Annotated in this window: 13 protein-coding genes; 1 reads left to right on the forward strand and 12 read right to left on the reverse strand. The window is 72.7% G+C overall.

What is annotated here, in order from left to right:
• Positions 1-138 precede the first annotated feature (138 nt).
• Complete coding sequence (locus ACFWIC_RS13895) at positions 139-972, forward strand: Cof-type HAD-IIB family hydrolase (protein WP_329884709.1); 834 nt, start codon at positions 139-141, stop codon at positions 970-972.
• Between the two features lie 209 nt (positions 973-1181).
• Here the strand turns inward: ACFWIC_RS13895 and ACFWIC_RS13900 are convergent, their stop codons facing one another.
• From ACFWIC_RS13900 to ACFWIC_RS13955, 12 genes are all read right to left on the reverse strand, one after another.
• On the reverse strand, positions 1182-1958 hold the full coding sequence (locus tag ACFWIC_RS13900) for a phosphate ABC transporter ATP-binding protein (protein WP_329884993.1): 777 nt from the start codon (positions 1956-1958) through the stop codon (positions 1182-1184).
• A 200-nt stretch (positions 1959-2158) separates the two neighbouring features.
• The gene (locus ACFWIC_RS13905; protein ID WP_329949669.1) at positions 2159-3103 is read right to left on the reverse strand and encodes a class E sortase; all 945 of its coding nucleotides are present in this window, start codon (positions 3101-3103) and stop codon (positions 2159-2161) included.
• Positions 3100-5034 carry a phosphate ABC transporter substrate-binding protein PstS gene (locus tag ACFWIC_RS13910; protein WP_329949668.1) on the reverse strand — a complete coding sequence of 645 codons (1935 nt, stop codon included), beginning with the start codon at positions 5032-5034 and terminating at the stop codon, positions 3100-3102. Before ACFWIC_RS13910 ends, ACFWIC_RS13905 begins: the two co-directional genes overlap by 4 nt.
• 38 nt (positions 5035-5072) lie before the next feature.
• On the reverse strand, positions 5073-6320 hold the full coding sequence (pstA, locus tag ACFWIC_RS13915; protein WP_380354477.1) for a phosphate ABC transporter permease PstA: 1248 nt from the start codon (positions 6318-6320) through the stop codon (positions 5073-5075).
• Positions 6321-6463: 143 nt separating this feature from the next.
• Positions 6464-7483, reverse strand: coding sequence for a phosphate ABC transporter permease subunit PstC (gene pstC, locus ACFWIC_RS13920; RefSeq protein WP_329884713.1), 1020 nt, complete (start codon positions 7481-7483; stop codon positions 6464-6466).
• 165 nt (positions 7484-7648) lie between these two features.
• Positions 7649-10327, reverse strand: coding sequence for a hypothetical protein (locus tag ACFWIC_RS13925; protein ID WP_380518406.1), 2679 nt, complete (start codon positions 10325-10327; stop codon positions 7649-7651).
• A gap of 334 nt (positions 10328-10661) precedes the next feature.
• Positions 10662-11261 carry a hypothetical protein gene (locus ACFWIC_RS13930; protein ID WP_329949665.1) on the reverse strand — a complete coding sequence of 200 codons (600 nt, stop codon included), beginning with the start codon at positions 11259-11261 and terminating at the stop codon, positions 10662-10664.
• A gap of 182 nt (positions 11262-11443) precedes the next feature.
• Positions 11444-12490 carry a substrate-binding domain-containing protein gene (locus tag ACFWIC_RS13935; protein WP_380518409.1) on the reverse strand — a complete coding sequence of 349 codons (1047 nt, stop codon included), beginning with the start codon at positions 12488-12490 and terminating at the stop codon, positions 11444-11446.
• A gap of 113 nt (positions 12491-12603) precedes the next feature.
• Positions 12604-13668, reverse strand: a complete 1065-nt coding sequence (locus ACFWIC_RS13940; protein ID WP_329949663.1) for a substrate-binding domain-containing protein — start codon at positions 13666-13668, stop codon at positions 12604-12606.
• A gap of 476 nt (positions 13669-14144) precedes the next feature.
• Positions 14145-14552: a hypothetical protein gene (locus tag ACFWIC_RS13945; RefSeq protein WP_329949662.1), complete on the reverse strand. Its 408-nt coding sequence runs from the start codon at positions 14550-14552 to the stop codon at positions 14145-14147.
• Positions 14542-14955: a DUF1508 domain-containing protein gene (locus ACFWIC_RS13950; protein WP_380518411.1), complete on the reverse strand. Its 414-nt coding sequence runs from the start codon at positions 14953-14955 to the stop codon at positions 14542-14544. Before ACFWIC_RS13950 ends, ACFWIC_RS13945 begins: the two co-directional genes overlap by 11 nt.
• A 221-nt stretch (positions 14956-15176) precedes the next feature.
• The gene (locus ACFWIC_RS13955) at positions 15177-16856 is read right to left on the reverse strand and encodes a GAF domain-containing protein (RefSeq protein WP_329884994.1); all 1680 of its coding nucleotides are present in this window, start codon (positions 16854-16856) and stop codon (positions 15177-15179) included.
• Positions 16857-16955 lie beyond the last annotated feature (99 nt).

A 16955-nucleotide genomic window follows, 5' to 3' on the forward strand; every position in this document is an offset into this window, starting at 1 on the left:
ACGGCACCACGGCGCCACGGCAGCACGGCGCCACCCACCGCACGGCCGGACACCCGGACGCCGGGAGGTCACCGCGACGAGGGCCACATCGGCCCCCGCGCCGGTGACCTCCCGGCACCGGTGGGCGAAGATGGACCGGTGACCACACCGCGCACCGCTCCCCGGCTGATAGCCACCGACCTGGACGGCACCCTGCTCTGCTCGGGCGGAACCGTCACCGAGCGCACCGCCGCCGCCCTGGCAGCCGCGGAGGCGGCCGGGGTCCAGGTGGTGTTCGTGACCGGCCGCCCGCCGCGCTGGATGAAGCAGGTGAGCACGCACATCGGCGGCCACGGGGTGGCGATCTGCTCGAACGGCGGCGCGGTGGTGGACGTGCGGCGCGGCGAGCTGCTGGAGTCGTTCCCGCTGGCGGCCGAGGCCGCGCTCGCCGTGGTCGAGCGGCTGCGCAAGAAGCTCCCGGGCACCGCGTTCGCCTTCGAGTACCCGGCCGGGTTCGCCCGCGAGCCCGGGTACGAGGTCCGGATGTGGGGCCAGGACGAGAACCACCCGATCGGTCCGGCGGAGGAGCTGCTGGGCACGGGCGGGGCGGTGCAGGGGCTGTTCAAGCTGCTCGCCAAGCACCCGGACCTGGACCCGGACAAGCTGCTCGGCGAGGCCCGGGAGGCGGCCGGCCACCTGGCCGAGATCACCCGCTCGGCGCCGATCCCGCTGCTGGAGATCAGTGCGCCCGGCGTCACCAAGGCCAGCACGCTGGCTCGTTGGTGCGCGGCGCGCGGGATCGACCGGAGCGAGGTGGTGGCTTTCGGCGACATGCCGAACGACCTGGAGATGCTCGCCTGGGCCGGCACCGCGTACGCCGTGGCCAACGCCCATCCGCAGGTGCTGGCGGCGGTGCCGCTGCACACCGTGAGCAACGAGCAGGACGGTGTGGCGGCGGTGCTGGAGCAGCTGCTCGACCACCCCCGACGCTGACCCCGGCCCGACCGTCCCCACCGCCGGCCCCGGCCCCGGCCCCGGCCACCGTCACCGTCACCGTCACCGGTCCACCGTCCCCGGCCCGCCGAGCGGTCGTCCGGGCCCCCGAACGACCGCACCGGCCGGCGGAAGGGACCCGCCGGCCGGTGCACGAGCGACTCCCGCGGGAAGCCCCCCGCAGGGGACTTCCGCAGGGCTCCGGGGGACTACCCGAAGCGCCCGTTGACGTAGTCCGAGGTCCGCTGGTCGCGCGGGTTCTGGAACACCTGCTCGGTCGGACCGGCCTCCACGATCCGGCCGGGCGTGTCGTGGGTGGCCAGGAAGAACGCGCAGGACTGCGAAACCCGCTGCGCCTGCTGCATGTTGTGGGTGACGATCACGATGGTGAGCCGCCCGCGCAGCTCCGCGATGGTCTCCTCGACGCGCCGGGTGGAGGTCGGGTCGAGCGCCGAGCACGGCTCGTCCATCAGCAGGATGTCCGGCGAGACGGCCAGCGACCGTGCGATGCAGAGGCGCTGCTGCTGTCCGCCGGAGAGCGAACCGCCGGGGGTGTGCAGCCGGCTGGCGACCTCGTCCCAGAGGCCGGCCCGGCGCAGGCTCGTCTCCACCAGGTGCTCGCGCTCGTCCCTGGCGACCTTGATGCCGGCCAGCTTCAGCCCGCTGGAGACGTTGTCCTGGATGGACATCGCCGGGAACGGGTTCGGCCGCTGGAACACCATGCCGATCCGGCGGCGGACCTCGGTCGGGCGCCGGCCGGGCCGGTAGACGTCGTCGCCGTCCAGCAGCACCTCGCCGGAGAGCGCGGCGCCGCGGATCATCTCGTGCATCCGGTTGAGGATGCGCAGGTAGGTGGACTTGCCGCAGCCGGACGGGCCGATCAGTGCGGTCACCTCACCGGCCGGCATGGCGAGCGAGACCCGCTCCAGCACCTTGTGGGAGCCGAACCAGGCGGAGACGTCACGGGTCTCCAGCCCGGCCAGCACCGGCTCCTCGCCGTGGGTCTCGTAGTGCGCGTCCTGCGGGTACAGCAGCTGCTGCCCCTCGTACCCGGCGTACGCGCCGGGGCCGGGCGGGACGGCGGGAAGGGTGATCGTGGTCTCGGACGGTCCGGCCCCCGTGGCCTGGCCGGGCGGTACGTCGGTCATCGGTGCATCCGTCATCGGTACGGTCCTCCGGGCGCGCGTCAGTAGAGGTTGGGCAGCAGGGCGGCGGCGTTCTCGTAGACCGCCCAGAGCAGCGCGCCGACCACCGGCGCGAGGCTGAGGTAGGCCGCCGAGCGGTGCCAGTACCGGGCCAGCACGATCGCGGCGACCACCGCGCCGAGCAGGCCGAGCGTCCACAGCTGCAGCGTGGCCAGCGCGCCCTTGTCGGCGGCCAGCGCCTTGTCGTAGGGCACGGTGCGGGGCCGGCCGCCCGGGTTGGCCTGCGGCTCGCCGTCCAGCCGGGCGCCGATCATCACCGTCGAACGCGGGATCCAGTCGGAGTCCCCGGTGACCAGCACCATCCGGTTGCGGGCCGGGTCCGCGATCGGGTGGTCCTCGTCGCCGTACACGTTGACGGTGTAGGTGAACTTGCCCTGCCCGGTGGTGGCTTCGATCTTGTCCCCGACCCGGAGCTTGGTCAGTTCGGCGAACGGCGCCCCGAAGGTCGCGCCGCGGCCGAAGAGCACCGCGACGCCGGTCTGCCCGGGCAGCGCGGTGTCCCGCCGGTGGCCGGGACCGCGCATGAGGTCCCGGCCGGTGGTGCCCTCCACCACGACCACGTGGTGCAGCCCGATCGCCGGGATGTCCAGCAGCGCGACCGGATCGCCGCTCCCGGCCGCGCCGGTCGGGGCGGTGGCCTTGGCCAGCTGGTCCCGGAAGGACTTGTAGGCGGTCGACTGGAAGTGCTTCTCCTGGACGTGCGAGAGGGTGAAGAGGTAGCCGACGAAGCCCAGGGTGAGCGCCGCCAGCAGGCTCACCGCCCAGGCCCCCTGGAGGAACCGGATCCGCCCTGCGGTCCGCCCGGGGCCGGACGGCCCGTCCGGCCCGTCCGGCTTGGGCGCGGTCCCGGGGGTGTCCGGCTCGACGGCCGGGGCCGGCGCGGGCTGCGCCGGGGCCGTCGGCTTCTCCAGCGCCGGGGCCGTCATGACCGGCCGCCGTTGTTCGCGCGACGGCGCAGCAGGCGCCGTCCGAGCAGCGGCGGGACGATCACCACGGCGAGCAGTTCGAGCGCGGTGAGGGTGCTCAGCGTCCAGTCCTCGGGGCGTCCGCCGACCTCCACGACGTTGGCCGCGACCTCGGTGGCGGCACCGCCGCGGCCGCGCGCGACCACCTGACCGGTCTGCGGGTCGACGACGTCCTCGGCCGCGGCCTCGCCGTCGGCCGGAGCGCCGTTCGGGTCGGCGGCCGCGGCGGGATCGCCGGGCGCGACCTCGCCCGTGCCGCCGGTGGCCGCCGCACCGCCGGTGGCCGCGGCGCCGCCGGCTGCCGCACCGCCCGCTGCCGCACCGCCCGCGCCGGTGGAGCCGGGCGTCTGGGTGTTGCCGGTCTTGCCGGTGCCGGCCTTGTTGCCGGTGGTCCCGGTGGAGCCGGTGGCCGCCGCGCCGCCGCCGGTCGCCGCCGCGCCGCCCGAGGCGGCGGTGCCACCCGCTGCCGCGCCGCCGCCGGTGGCCGCGGCCCCGCCGGAGCTGCCGCCCGAGCTGCCGGCGCCGCCCGTCGACGGCTTGCCGTCCACGATCTTGCAGTCCAGCGGCTGGCCCTTGGCGTCACAGGCGCTGGGCTGCGGGGCGCTGTCCAGGATGGTCAGCCGGCCGGCGGCGTTGAAGGTCGGGTTGTTGCAGTTGGAGAGGGTGTTGGGGTCGACCGGGCTGGCGTTGCCGGGGATGTGCTGAGCCTGGAGCAGTCCGCCGCGGACCAGGCCGCGCGGGATGGGCGAGTAGCCGAGGTCGTCGGCCTCGCCCTGGCCCTGGCAGAGCACGTAGGAGAGGAACTTGCTCAGTGCGCCGCCCTTGTCGTTGCTGAAACGCGGGAGCGCCTTGAGGGAGTTGGCCCGCGGCACCACCAGGTAGCTGTAGCTGGAGAGCGGGTAGGAGCGGGCGTCCGAGTTGGTGTAGACCTCGTCCAGGTTCTGCTGGAGGTAGTTCGGGTCGTCCGGCGAGGTGTTGTCGTCGACACCGCGGATCTTCGCGGCGGTGAGCGCGATGGCGACGTTGGGGGCGGTCGGCAGGACGTAGTAGCCGGCCGGGTTGAGGACCTTCACCACCGGCCAGTCGCTGCGCTTGGCGAACGCGTACTCGTCGTAGCCGATGGTGCCGTCGCCCGAGCTGGCCTTGATGTAACCGGCCACCGTGTCCGAGCCGTTCTGGGCCGTCATCCGGCCGGACGGCGGGAAGAACTCGGTGAACTCACCGCAGGAGACCTTGTTGACGGACTTGCAGTACTCCTCCCACTGGGCGGGGAAGGTGTGGCTCATCCACCGGGTGAACTGGGCCGTCGCGCCGGAGCCGTCCGAACGGATCACCGGGGTGATCGGCAGGTTGGGCAGCGTCCGGCCGTAGTCGGCGGTGACCTTCGGGTCGTTCCAGTTGGTGATCTTGCTGGTGAAGATGTCCATGATGGTCTGGGGCGAGAGCCGCAGGTCGCGGACCTGCTTGCCACCGATCTTCAGGTTGTACATCAGCGCCGTGCCACCGGCGGTGATCGGGACGTAGGAGTAGCCGTACACCGGGTTCTCCACGCCGCCGCCGCCGCTGCGCAGGACCTCCTCGCTCGCACCGGTGTCGATCTTGGTGCGGAACGGCACGTCGGAGGCGGTGAAGTCGTTCTGGCCGATGGACCACTCCTGGCGGCCACGGGCCGAGCCGACGGCGCTGAAGTCGATCTGGATGCCCTGGGGCCCGACGTCCTGGCGCCACTGGTCGATCGCCGGGTACGCCCAGCTGGAGCCGCTGGCGGTCAGCGCGACGGCCGCGTGCGCCGGGGTGGCCTGCCCCAGCAGCAGCGAACCGGCCGCGAGCAGGGTGGACATCAGCACGGCCAACGGGCGTGCCAGGGGGCGGCGTTCGGCCTCCCGCGACATGGGAACTCCTCCGGTACTGAGGGTGGTCGATCGGAACATCAGTGCTCCACGGTGGCGACGACGGGACCGCCGAGGTGGGCGGGGGTGGGCTGCTCCGGCCGGGGGGCCCGAGCGGGTTGGGCGGCGCGGGCGAGCTTGCGCTTCTGGCGCCGGCTCATCTCTCCGGGGCCTCGACCGCCGAGCAGACGCGCGGTGACGAAGAGGATCATCACCACCGCCATCAGGGTCAGACCGGCGGCGAAGGCGCGCGCGGTCATCTCGGGGACCGGCAGCTTGACGTAGCTCCAGATGTAGAGCGGCAGCGAGATCTGCTGCCCCTCCAGGGGGTTGGCGTTGAGGCGCGAGGTGAAACCGGCCGTCAGCAGGACCGGCGAGGTCTCGCCCACCGCGCGCGCCATACCCAGCACGACGGCGGTCACCAGACCGCGCCGCGCGGTCGGCAGCACGACGTTCCAGACGGTCCGCCACTGGCTGCCGCCGAGCGCGTACGAGGCCTCCCGCAGGGTGCCCGGCACCAGGCGGATGACGACCTCGGCGGCCCGGGTGACGATCGGCATCATCATCACCATCAGCGCCAGGGAGGCCGCGAAACCGCTCTTCTCGAACCCGAAGGTGAGGATGACGACGCCCAGGATGAAGAGGCCCGCGACGATCGACGGCAGCGCCGTCATCGCCTCCACCAGCGTCCGGACCGGACGGGCCAGCCGGCCGCCGATCTCCGACATGAAGACGGCTGCGGCGATGCCCAGCGGGACGGCGAACAGCGTGGCCAGGCCGAGCTGTTCGAGCGACCCGACGACCGCGTGGAGTGCGCCGCCGGAGGTGATCGGGGAGAGCGAGGCCGTGCTCACCATCGTCTCGGTGAAGAAGTTGCTGTGCTGGGCCGCCTCGAACCCCTTCGAGGCGACGTAGCCGATCTGGTCGGCGATCAGCCCGACGACGAACAGGCCGGAGCTCCAGGCGACCACGGCCACCAGTCGCTCACGGACCAGGAGCGGGCCCCACTGCATCCGGCCGAGGAGGAAGTAGCCGACGAGGAAGAGCACGTACCAGCAGAACAGGAAGCCCAGGGCGCCGCTGAACGGGAGCACCCGCTCGTACAGCACCCAGTCCAGTCCCAGCGCGCCGACCAGCGCGCCGGCGATCGTGAAGAAGTCGTCGCGGGTGGTCCCGCCGAGCTTCAGTTTCCGCTCCGGACGCGGGTCCTTCCGGTCCGGTTCGGCGTGCGGCTCGTCCGGCAGGGGCGTCGCGGGTGCCACGGCGGGCGGCCTGTCGAGGGTGGTCATCGGTGCGTCCCTTCACGGCGGAGCGGAAGCGGTCGGCGGGCCCGGCGGCGGGTGCTCCGGCCCGCCCCGGGGTCCTGGTCGGCCGCGGCGCCCTTTCGGGGCGGCCGCCCCCGGTCGGTCGTGCTTCTCTGGTCGGCCACGGCTCAGTCCACCGTCGCCGAGCCGGAACGGGAGCGCGAGATCACGAAGCTCGCCGCCACGTTGACCAGCAGGGTGATCCCGAACAGGACCAGGCCGGCCAGCATCAGCGCGGAGAGGGCCAGCCTGTCCGACTCGCCGAACCGCAGCGCGATCAGCGCGGAGATCGAGTTGCCGCCGTTCTCCAGCACGTGGGTCATGGTCTTGAAGCTCGGCGAGATGATCAGCGCGACGGCGATGGTCTCGCCCATCGCGCGGCCGAAGCCGAGCATCACGGCCCCGATCACACCCCCGCGCCCGAACGGCAGGACCACCGTGCGCACCATCCCCCAGCGGGTGGAGCCGAGCGCGTACGCGCCCTCGCGTTCGCCCTGCGGGGCCTGCGAGAACACCTCACGGCTGAGCGAGATGATGATCGGAATGATCATCAGGGAGACCACCACGCCCGCGACGAAGGTCGACGAGGTGTAGGAGGTGGCGATGTCCCCGGTGCGCACCTTGAGGAAGGGGATCACGTCACCGAGGTGGTTGGAGGCCCAGCGCGCGAGCCCGATGATCTGCGGCTGGAGGAAGAACAGCCCCCAGAGCCCGTAGACGATGCTGGGGATCGCCGCCATCAGGTCGACCAGTGAGATCAGCGTCGCGCGCAGCCGCACCGGTGCGTACTCGGAGATGAAGACCGCCGTGGTGATGGCGACCGGAACGGCGATCGCCAGCGCGATCACGGCGATCAGGATGCCGTTCGGCAGAACGGCCGCGATGCCGAAGTTACCGGCCTGGGTCTGCCACTTCTGTTCCGTGAAGAAGTCGAAACCGACCACGCGCAGGGCATCGGCGCCGCGCAGGATCAGGAAGAACGCGATCAGCCCCATGATCACGAAGACCGAGAGGCCCGCGGTCCGCAGCATGCCGCGGAACACCCGGTCGCCGGGCGTGGCGGGGGCGGTGATGGTGCGGGGTACGTCGGGGTCGGGCTGGCGTGGAGCCTCGGCGAACGGTGCCGCGGGCTCGGCGGCGGCTGTCATGGTCTGCTCTCCGGCGCACTCGGTGGGAACTGCTCGGTCCAGGGATCACGGTGGTCGGGGGAGGACGCCGGGCGCGATTCCCCGGGGAAGGGCGCCCGGCGACGGGAAGCGGACTCGGCGGGGCCGGGACGGCGGCCCCGCCGAGTCCTCACCGACCGGGCGGCGTCAGGGGCTGCGGCGGATCCGCGCCCAGACCCCGCGGGTGGCGGCGGTCAGCCGCGCACCGGCCGGGGTACCGCCCAGAACGAGCGCCGCCGGGCCGCCGACCAGCAGCACCAGGCCGGCGATCAGGGCGATCGGCAGCAGCAGCCGGGCACTGCCCGAGCGGTCCGCCGACGGCGAACCGGCCGCCACCGGCGCCGCCGCGAGCGGCCCGCCGTTCTGGCTCGGTGCGGCGCTCGGCGCCGGCTTGGCGGCGGCCGGTGCGGTCGCCGCCGGAGCGGGCGCGCCGCCCGCCGTTGCGCCGGAACCGCCGGTGGCCGAGCCGCCGACGCCTCCCGACGTGCCGGAGCTCCCCGACGTGCCGGAGCCGCCGGACGTGCCGGAGGTGCCGGACGTGCCCGACGAACCGGAGGACGAGGCGCTGCCGTCGGTCACCGGCGTACCCGTCGTCCCGGTACTGCCCGTCGTGCCGGTGCCCCCGGTCGTGCCGGTGCCGCCCGTGCCCGAGCTGCCGCCGGTCGAGGCACCACCGGTCGACGTGCCGCCGGTCGTCCCGGCCCCGCCGTCCGTGCCACCGGTCCCGGAGGGGTTCTCCCCGCCGCCCGGTGTGGTCGGCGGCTTCTGGTTGCCCGGCCACTTGCCGTCCTGCGCGGTCACGTGCTGGACCGCGTCCTGGGCCTGCGCCCGCTGCTCCTTGGTCAGCGCGAGGAAGCCCTCGGGCAGCCGGCCCGGCTCGACGCCGTACAGCTGGCCGGTGTCGGTGACGGTCTTGAGGAACGTCCCGATCGCCGCCGCCTTCTCCGCCGGCACACCGCCGGTCGGCACCATCGCGTACTGCACCGTGGTCAGCGGGTACGCCCGCTGGTCACGGGCGTAGGCGCTGTCCGTGGCGCCGTAGGGCAGCAGCTGCGTCCCGGTCGCGGGGTCCACCGGCATGTCCGCGACGGCGGACTGCAGGGTGTCCCGGGACGGCGAGACGAAGGCACCGGCCGCGTTCTTGAGCGAGGCCTCGGGGATCGCGTAGGCCTTCGCCTGGGCGCTGTCCAGGATCGCGAACAGCATCCGCTCGCCGATCACCTGCGGGTAGAACGACGGGTGGTTGCCCTGGGCGTCCGGGTTGGCCTGCTTGGCCGTCACCTGGCCCTGCTGGATGAACCGCAGCACCTGGTTGAGGCTGGTCTGCAGCGGGTTCCACTCGAACTGCTTCCAGTGCTTCACGTGGTCCGGCAGCGGCGTGCCTCCGGGCGTCTCCACCCCGCCGCTGTCGTCCTCCCGGACCAGCTGGTCGGTCGGGTAGCCGCCGAACTCGGGCCGCATGTAGCGCGTGTTGACCCGGGTGCCCCAGGGGTCCTGCTCGCCCTCCAGGAACCGCGCCGCCTCCGGGTCGCTCGCGATCCACGAGGTCAGCTGGTAGGTCAGGTCGGTCGAGGTGCCCAGCACGATCGGCAGGGACTTCTCCGGGCCGCCGCCGCACTCGGGCCAGGCGAGGCCGCTCGTCGGGGGCAGCGGGTTCAGCGAGCGGAACTCCTCGTCGGCGAAGATGCAGTTCGGGTTGTTGCCGACCGTGGGCATCTCGATCCCGGGGGCCCGGTAGCTCTGGGTCAGCAGCTTCGCGACCAGCCGGGCGTTGAGCTTCATGTCCCGGATCTGCCGACCGGTCGGCGAGTCGACCAGGAAGGCCACCGAGATCCCGGTCGTCGCCAGCGGCGCGTAGACGTACGGCCGCGTCGGCGGATCCCGGTCAGGGAGCGCGGTGAGGCCGACGTCGCGGGTCCCCCGCAGGAACGACTGCCGGGCCTGCGGCTCGCCGCCGCCGGAGGAGTACTGGACGGTCAGCGGGGTCTTGCCGAGGCACAGCCCCGTGATCCACTGCTGCATGGCGCGGTTGAGCATCTCAAGGCCGGACACCACGAAGTCGTTGGCCCGGACGCCGCAGTCCTCGGGAGTGGCGTTGAAGGTGAGCGGGATGACGACCCGGTTGGCCCACGCGCACTGCTCGTTGCCGTTCATCCCCGTGAACGGGTTCTCGTACCCGGTCATGATCACGTCGGTGGCCGTGTAGAAGATCGCCCCGTCGTTGTCGATCATGTGGTCGGCGCAGTCCGGCTGGCCGTTCCGCATCCCGTAGAGGTCCAGCGGATCGCCGCCGTAGTTGGCCTCGACCACGATCGAGCAGGGGTGGGCGGCGTCGCAGCCGAGCGAGGGGCTCAACCGCGAGGACCGCACCTCGATCGGCGCCGTACCGGAGCCGTCCGCCCCGGTGACCGCGATCGCCATGTTGCTCGGCAGGTCGGGGGCGGTGGTGCCCTGGGGGGGGTACTTCTGCTCGAAGCCGGCCGCCGGGTCGGCACCGAACATGGTGCTGCCGTAGCAGTCCATGACCTTCGGGTCGGTCCCGCGGCACTGGTAGATCCGGACCGGGTACATCACCTGGTCGGAGTTCTGCTGCACGGCCGTGGCCTGTTCCCCGGTCCTCAGCACGCTCGGCGTGAAGCCGCTCCAGGAGACCTGGATCACCTGGTCGGTGAGGCTCTCCGTCTGCGAGACGGTGACGCTCCCGTTGGAACCGTACGTTCCCGTACCCGGCTCCGCGCCCGGTATCCAGACCTTCGGCCCGGTCACCGTCTTCGCCGAGGCCGCCAGGGCCTGCGGGGCGGTGCCGAGCCCGATCGGCACCGTCACCAGGGCACCCACCACGGCGAGGACGAGTGTGAGCGAGGGTAGTCGCCGGCGCCACCGCCCTCTTTCTCTCGGGTCGGGTACGCGGATTCTCATGGCGGGTACCTCCGGGAATCGCGAGCCGCACACGAGGGCGGCACGAGGGAATGGTCGCGTTGAGGGGTGACGGCTCCGGTTGCCTACTATTCGGCCATCCGGACATGGCCGGATCAGGTCGACCGGATGTACGAGAACACAACGCGACGACTCCGTACCGGAGTTGGGAACTCCGCATACGAGCGGGCCCGCGCCGGAGCGCGGGCCCGTCATGGTGCGGCGATCACTGACGGGCCGCGGTTCAGCTGCCCTGAGTGAACGTCAGGGCGAAGGTGCCGACCGACTGGCCGGCCTTGAAGAAGCTGGTCTTGAGCTTGGAGTCCAGGTACTCCGCGCCGGCGGCGTCCAGCTGGAGGTCGGTGGTGTTGAGCGTCTGGACGGCGCCGTTGCGGCCGATCTGGCTGTCGCCGGCCGGGTCCAGCAGGGCGACGGGCGCGGTGCCGCCGACCGGCACGCCGGAGATCTGCCAGGAGTCGACACTGAAGTGGAGCTGCTTGAAGGTGGCGCTCTTGCCGGTGAAGACGTTGATGAAGAGCAGGCCGCCACCGAGGTCGATGTCGCCGTAGTAGCCGGAGAGGTTCGCCGAACCGCCGGTCACCGGGAAGGTGGTGGAGATGCCCGTGGTGCTGTCGTACGACGGGGCGGCGGTCGGCAGCGGGATGACGACGATGCCGTTGAGCGCCTGGTCCTTCAGGAAGGTGGTGCTGGAGTTGACCACCGCGCTGCCGGTGGACGGCGTGCTCGCCGGGGCCGTGTCGGCGACGGCCGCACCACTCATGCCGGTGACGGCGAGGACGACGGCGGTACCAGTGGCGGCGAGACGGGCGCGGGTACGGGACATGCTGGACTCCTAAGGAGAGGTGAAAGGTTGTGCTGGGTGGAGCAGACGACCAGGAGGTCGCCTCGTCGGCGCCGGCCCCGCACTGCCCGGCGGGGTCGGCGGCCGAAGATCTGGCCCGGGACCGGCGCCGCGGCCCGGCTGCGGGCCCGGCGGCCGGTGCGCCCGGCGCGGCCGGAAGCCGGTCAGGAGAGGGTGCCGCAGAGGCCGGCGGGCAGCGGGAGGAAGCCGTGGGTCTTGATGTCGGTCACCGCGGTCGCGTTCCCGCAGATCCAGCCGGTGGTCCCGAGGAAGTTCCGTAGGGCGGTGCCCTGGGGGGTGTTCGCGACGTAGGCGGCCTGCCGGACCACGTCGTGCACCAGCCCCCCGTAGAGCGACCCGGCGAACGGCGCGTTGATCGCGGTGGTCGTGGTGTCGACCGGCGGGATCCCGTTCACCGCGCGGACGGTCAGCGGGCCCGGCGCGTCGCCCGGGAGGCTGCGGCCGAAGTACACCTGGCCGATGTAGTGGCCGACCGAGTAGGGGAACACCGCGTCCGGGTCGTTGAGCAGCGGGTGGAGGCCCTGGTTCTCGACCGGGGTGGTCGTGACACACCCGCCCGGGATCACCGAGGTGCCTCCGCCGACGGCCCTCAGGAAGCGCAGCCGGGTGCCGGAGTCGGCCGGCGGCAGGAAGGGCTTGATGACGGCGTTCGGCAGCAACGGGTTGATCTGCTGCCAGTTGGTGAAGGTGCACTCGTAGATGCCCTTCAGCTCGGTCGAGGTCAGACCGACCGGCGCGTTGCCGCCCGACGTGGCCGCCCAGGAGACCGCGTCCTTGGCCAGGGCCACGAAGCTGTTGGTCGCGGGGTCGGAGGGCAGCCGGCCCCGGTCCGACCTGACGAAGTCGACCCCGTTGGGGTTCGCCTGGAGCGCGACCAGACCGTTCTGGAGTCCGAGGGGCCGGGAGGCGGCGGGGAGGCCCGTCTTCAGCGTGATGATCGGCGTTCCGACCGCGTCGAAGCTGTACGCCCGCGGCGCGGTCACGTTGCCCAGGGACGCCAGGTAGGCGTTGTAGTCGGCGGTCAGCTGGTTGAGCAGCGGGGCGGTGGTCTGCGAGCCGACGCCGACGATGGAGTTCGGTGCGGGGACGACTCCCCCGGGCGGGTCCGCGGCGGCGGAGCCGCTCCCCAGGCCCGCCAGTGAGGCGGTGACCGCCGTGACGGCGAGCAGCTTGCCCAAGACTGTGCGCATCGTTCCCCTGCTCCCTGTGCGGCGGTCGTCCGGTGGGGCCGGCGGCCACGGGCGCGAGGCCCGTGACCGCCGGGTGGTGCACTCGGTGCGGATCGTGCGGGTGGCGCGGTGGATCAGATGTGGGTGGTGGAGCCGCAGGCGCCGTTCGGGAGGGCCAGGAAGCCGTAGTCCTTGATGATCGTGGAACCGGCACCACCGTTGGTGCAGATCCAGCCGCCGACACCGAAGATGGCGCGCAGCGCGACACCGTGGGCGTCGGTCGCGGTCCACTCGGCCTCGCGGACCACGTTGTAGATCACGCGGCCGTAGGCGGTGGCGGCGAAGGTGGAGTTGATGACCTTCGGGGTGGCGGTGCTGACCGGCACGATGCTGTTGATGTCACGGATGGTCAGCGGGCCCTGGGCGTCGCTGCCCGAGGCGTGGCCGTTGAAGACCTGGCCGATGTAGTGGGCGACGGAGTAGGGAACGACCGCGTTGGCGTCGTTCAGGACCGGGTCGGTGCCCTGGTTCTCCTGGACGAGCGGGTTGGCCGTGACGCAGGCGCCCGGGACGACGGCGGTGGCGCCGCCGATGGCCTTCAGGAAGAAGGACCGGGTGCCGGAGTTGGTCTGCGGCAGGAAGGGCTTGATGGTGGCGTTCGGCAGGGTCGCGCTGATCTGCGTCCAGTTGGTGATGGTGCACTCGTAGATGCCCTTGAGCTGGGCGGTGGTCAGGTTGGACGGCGCGTTGCCGCCCGACTTGGCCGCCCAGGAGACCGCGTCCTTGCCCAGGGTGACGAAGATGTCGGTGGCCGGGTCGCCGAGCTGCGGGCCACGCGAGGAGCGGGCGAAGTCGACCGTGGTGCTGGTGTTGGTGTTCAGCGCGTTGATGCCGGCGCCGGAGCCGTTCGGGCGGGCGATCGAGGTCGCACCGGTCTTGGTGGTGATCGGCGAGGAGCCGGTCGCGTCCCAGCTGTAGAGGCGCGGCAGGGTGCTGCCGGCCGGCAGGGAGGCGTTGTAGCCGACCGAGAGGCCGTTCAGGACGGCCTGGGTGGTGTCCGAGCCGACGCCCACGATGTCCTGGGCGAGCGGCAGGGTCGGCAGCGTCGACGGGTCGGCGACGGCGGTGCCGCTCGCGACGGTGACGACCGAGGTCGCGATGGCGGCGGCGGCGAGCAGCTTGGCAGCGGTCTTGCGCATGTTCCGGTTCCTCCGGTGGGAGAGACGTACATCGCTTGCCCGGGTACTGGTTGTCAGTCCCGGGGCCGGGTGACCGCGTCCGCGGCGGCCTCTCCGGCAGTGCCGATCCTGTCGGTCGGCGCGGTTCCGTCGGAAGGGTGGTCAGTGACCCGGGGGGATTGTCGATATCTCGGTTCGGAGAGGTTTAGCGACTGGTCAGGATGGTCGAGCAGGGTGGTAAATCCGCAGGTGGGAGGCCGGTTACGTTCTTCTCCAGGTGGCGACTCGGGGGTTTGCCGGAAACCTGCGCTTCACCGGAAAAGGGGGGAAGGGGAGAGGTGGGGCGAGCGGGAACGGGCACGGGACCGCGACGAGCAGGAAGAACGGGCCGCACCGGCGAACGGGCCACCGGGAGGAGCACGGGCGCAGCTCCGCAGCGGCACCGGGGCGGGCGCGGCGGGCGCGGCGGGGAGAGGAGGGGCGACCGGAGGCCCGGACTACCAGGGCCAGGTGCCGTCTCGCCCGAGCCGGCGCAACTCCTGGCCCAGGTGCTGGAGCCCGGCGCGGAAGCCCTCCACGCCGGCCTGGCACTGGTCCCGTCTCAGGTAGCCGCGCGCGCTGCGCGCCACCGGGCCGGCCGCGTCGGCGGCGCCCGGACGGGTGGTGCGGACCGGCAGGTAGGCCGTCCAGACCCAGAGCCGCGCGTCGGACTGGCCGACGGTACATCGCAGCACGGTCCGTTCGATGATCAGTTCCCGGAGGGCGTCGGCGAGTTCCGCCTCGCTCCGGTAGGTCCGCACGCCGACGCCGAGTTGCCGCCCGTTGGCGGCGCGCAGCGCCCAGCCGAGGCAGCGGTCCCCGGCCGGGACGGTCAGCAGCTTCGGTCCGCGTCGTTCAGCGGACATCGGGGAACCTCAACAACACTCCACGGTCCGGGAGTTCGAGAGCGGGTTGCTTGGCCAGCAGCACCACGAAGCGACGGAAGGCGTTCTGACAGGTCGCGTACCGCTCGTACGCGCGGCTGGACCGGACCTCCGGGAGGGCGCGCGAGCCGGGGATGACCCAGACCCACCCGATGCCGTCCCGGACGTGCGTGATCCGGGCGGTGAGGCTCTCGGCCCCGGCCCGTAAGCCGTCGAAGCCGCGCTCCGCCTCCCCGGCCGTGTCGTACGCCGCCGCGGTCACGGCCACCACCCGGCCGTTGGGCGCCTTCAACTGCCAGCGGTACCGCCCGTCCGGTGCACGTTCTGCTCGAAACCCCCCTCGACTTGCCCCCGCTGCGGTGTGACCGCGGCCAGACGCGTCCACTGCTCCCCCACAGTCCGGTACCTCTCCGAGACGGGAGTAAAGCTATGTGTGCACACGAGACCGCCGGAAGCCCAGGAAATGCACAACTTGCTCCGTTGGCCGGGAAGTTCTCTCTCGTTAAACTTTCACCGGGTGCACACCAACCGCGCGCCAACCACTCCCGGAGCCGCTCCGCACCGTCCACAAACAGTTCGAACCGGGCCCATCACCTGCACGGGTGTTCAGAGCCGGGCCGTCCAGCGCACCCTGGTGCCCCGCCCGTAGGGCCCGGGCTCGTGCCAGGCGTCGCCGCCGAGTGCCTCGGCGCGCCGGGTCAGGTTGCGCAGGCCGCTGCGCCGGCCGCCCTCGGGGATGCCGACGCCGTCGTCGGTGACGGTCAGCAGCACGCCGGGCCGGCCGCCGCGGTCGAGGGACTCCGGGTCCCCGCCCACCGGGTGCCCGGCGTCGTCCAGGTGCACGGTCGCCTCGACCTCCACCCCGACCCGGGACGCCCGCGCGTGACGGGCCGTATTGGAGAGCATCTCCCTCAGCGCCGCCAGGAGTTGACGACCCGGTTTCTCGCCGACCAGGCTCTCCACCGGCCCCATGAAGGAGACCGAGGGCTTGAAGCCGAGCGCCGCCGCGGCCTGGCTGCACTCGCGCAGCACCCGGGTGCGCAGGGTGTCGGGCGCGTCGCCGTGGTTGTCGTGCTGGAGGGCGTAGATCGTGGTGCGGACCTCCTGGATGGTGGCGTCCAGCTCGTCCACCGCCTGGCCGATCCGGACCCTCACCTCCGGCACCACGGCCCGCCGGGCGGCGCCCTCCAGCATCATCCCGGTGGCGAACAGCCGCTGGATCACCAGGTCGTGCAGGTCGCGGGCGATCCGGTCGCGGTCCTGGAAGACGGCGAGGCGCTGCTGGTCCCGCTGGCCCTCGGCGAGCCGCAGGGCGAGCGCAGCCTGCGAGGCGAAGGTCTCGGCGAGCTGCTTCTCGGCCTCGGTGAACGGCAGTGCGCCGCGCGGGCGCCAGACGCAGAGCCCGCCGAGCACCCGGCCGGCGGCGACCATCGGCACCGCCAGCGACGGGCCGAAGCTGCGGGCCGCCCGGATCACCACGCTCGGGTCGGTGGACATGTCGTCGAGGTGGACGCTCTCCCCCTTGAGCAGCCGGGCCGCGAAACTGTCCGGCGGGAGCAGCTCGCCGCGGACGAACTCGGCGGCCTCGCCGGAGGCGTGGGCGATCCGCATCTGTGCGGCCTCGGCGCCTGCGTCGGCGTCCACGTCCGCGGTCGGCAGCAGGATCATGCCGAGCGCCGCGTCGGCCAGCTCGCGGACCTGCTCGGCGGCGACGGTCAGCGCGACCTCCGCCTCCTCGGTGGAGAGCAGCGCGGTGGTGACGGCGGCGGCGCCGGCGATCCAGCGCTCGCGGCGCCGCCCCTCCTCGTAGAGGCGGGAGTTCTCGATCGCGACGCCGGCGGCGGCGGCGAGCGCGTGCACCACCTGCTCGTCCTCGGGGGTGAAGGCCCCGCCGCCCTTCTTCTCGGTGAGGTAGAGGTTGCCGAACACCTCGTCCCGGATCCGGATCGGCTCGCCGAGGAAGGTCCGCATCGCCGGGTGGTGCGGCGGGAAGCCGTACGAGCGCGGGTCGGCGCCGAGGTCGCTCAGCCGCAGGGGCTCGGGGCGGTCGATCAGGACGCCGAGGATGCCCCGTCCGACCGGCAGCTCGCCGATCTCGGCGGCGTTGCCGTCGTCGATCCCCACGTGGATGAAGTCGGACAGTCCGTGCCCGCCCGGGGCGATCACGCCGAGGGCCGCGTACCGGGCGTCGACGAGTTCGGCGGCGCCGGTGGCGATCCGGTGCAGGGTGGCGTGCAGGTCGAGCCCGGCTCCGACCGAGACCACCGCCTCCAGCAGCCGCTGCATCCGGTCGGTGACGGCGGCGGCGGACTGCAGCCGCTCGGCGACCTCGGTGACCAGGGTGTCCAGGCCGAGCGAGGCGATCTCGGGCACCCGGTGCGGGGC

The sequence above is a fragment of the Kitasatospora sp. NPDC127035 genome, from assembly GCF_042726075.1.
GTDB lineage: Bacteria > Actinomycetota > Actinomycetes > Streptomycetales > Streptomycetaceae > Kitasatospora.